This window comes from Nostoc sp. (genome assembly GCF_036917455.1).
In the GTDB taxonomy this organism is placed as follows: domain Bacteria; phylum Cyanobacteriota; class Cyanobacteriia; order Cyanobacteriales; family Nostocaceae; genus Nostoc.
In genome coordinates, this window is the sequence record NZ_JBALDK010000123.1 from 1 (window position 1) to 1569 (window position 1569).

General features: G+C 54.2%; 1 rRNA gene. It reads left to right on the plus strand.

Going from position 1 to position 1569, the window contains the following annotated elements:
* Position 1: 1 nt before the first annotated feature.
* Positions 2 to 1490, plus strand: a 16S ribosomal RNA gene (locus tag V7K42_RS13015).
* Positions 1491 to 1569 lie beyond the last annotated feature (79 nt).

Consider the following 1569-nt stretch of genomic DNA (forward strand, 5'->3'; position numbering starts at 1 on the left):
CAAAACGGAGAGTTTGATCCTGGCTCAGGATGAACGCTGGCGGTATGCTTAACACATGCAAGTCGAACGGTGCTTTCGGGCACAGTGGCGGACGGGTGAGTAACGCGTGAGAATCTGGCTTCAGGTCTGGGACAACCACTGGAAACGGTGGCTAATACCGGATGTGCCGAGAGGTGAAAGGTTAACTGCCTGAAGATGAGCTCGCGTCTGATTAGCTAGTTGGAAGTGTAATGGACTCCCAAGGCGACGATCAGTAGCTGGTCTGAGAGGACGATCAGCCACACTGGGACTGAGACACGGCCCAGACTCCTACGGGAGGCAGCAGTGGGGAATTTTCCGCAATGGGCGAAAGCCTGACGGAGCAATACCGCGTGAGGGAGGAAGGCTCTTGGGTCGTAAACCTCTTTTCTCAGGGAAGAACACAATGACGGTACCTGAGGAATAAGCATCGGCTAACTCCGTGCCAGCAGCCGCGGTAATACGGAGGATGCAAGCGTTATCCGGAATGATTGGGCGTAAAGCGTCCGCAGGTGGCTATGTAAGTCTGCTGTTAAAGAGTCTAGCTCAACTAGATAAGAGCAGTGGAAACTACAAGGCTAGAGTACGTTCGGGGCAGAGGGAATTCCTGGTGTAGCGGTGAAATGCGTAGAGATCAGGAAGAACACCGGTGGCGAAGGCGCTCTGCTAGGCCGTAACTGACACTGAGGGACGAAAGCTAGGGGAGCGAATGGGATTAGATACCCCAGTAGTCCTAGCCGTAAACGATGGATACTAGGCGTGGCTTGTATCGACCCGAGCCGTGCCGTAGCTAACGCGTTAAGTATCCCGCCTGGGGAGTACGCCGGCAACGGTGAAACTCAAAGGAATTGACGGGGGCCCGCACAAGCGGTGGAGTATGTGGTTTAATTCGATGCAACGCGAAGAACCTTACCAAGGCTTGACATGTCGCGAATCTTCTTGAAAGGGAAGAGTGCCTTCGGGAGCGCGAACACAGGTGGTGCATGGCTGTCGTCAGCTCGTGTCGTGAGATGTTGGGTTAAGTCCCGCAACGAGCGCAACCCTCGTTTTTAGTTGCCAGCATTAAGTTGGGCACTCTAGAGAGACTGCCGGTGACAAACCGGAGGAAGGTGGGGATGACGTCAAGTCAGCATGCCCCTTACGCCTTGGGCTACACACGTACTACAATGCTCCGGACAGAGGGCAGCAAGCATGCGAATGCAAGCAAATCCCGTAAACCGGAGCTCAGTTCAGATCGCAGGCTGCAACTCGCCTGCGTGAAGGAGGAATCGCTAGTAATTGCAGGTCAGCATACTGCAGTGAATTCGTTCCCGGGCCTTGTACACACCGCCCGTCACACCATGGAAGCTGGTAGTGCCCGAAGTCATTACTCCAACCTGCAAAGGAGGAGGATGCCTAAGGCAGGACTGGTGACTGGGGTGAAGTCGTAACAAGGTAGCCGTACCGGAAGGTGTGGCTGGATCACCTCCTTTTTAGGGAGACCTACACCCCTTACAGTTCGAAAAGCATACAGTTATATAGAACGTAAGTTGGTCTAACCTAGGTCGGTCG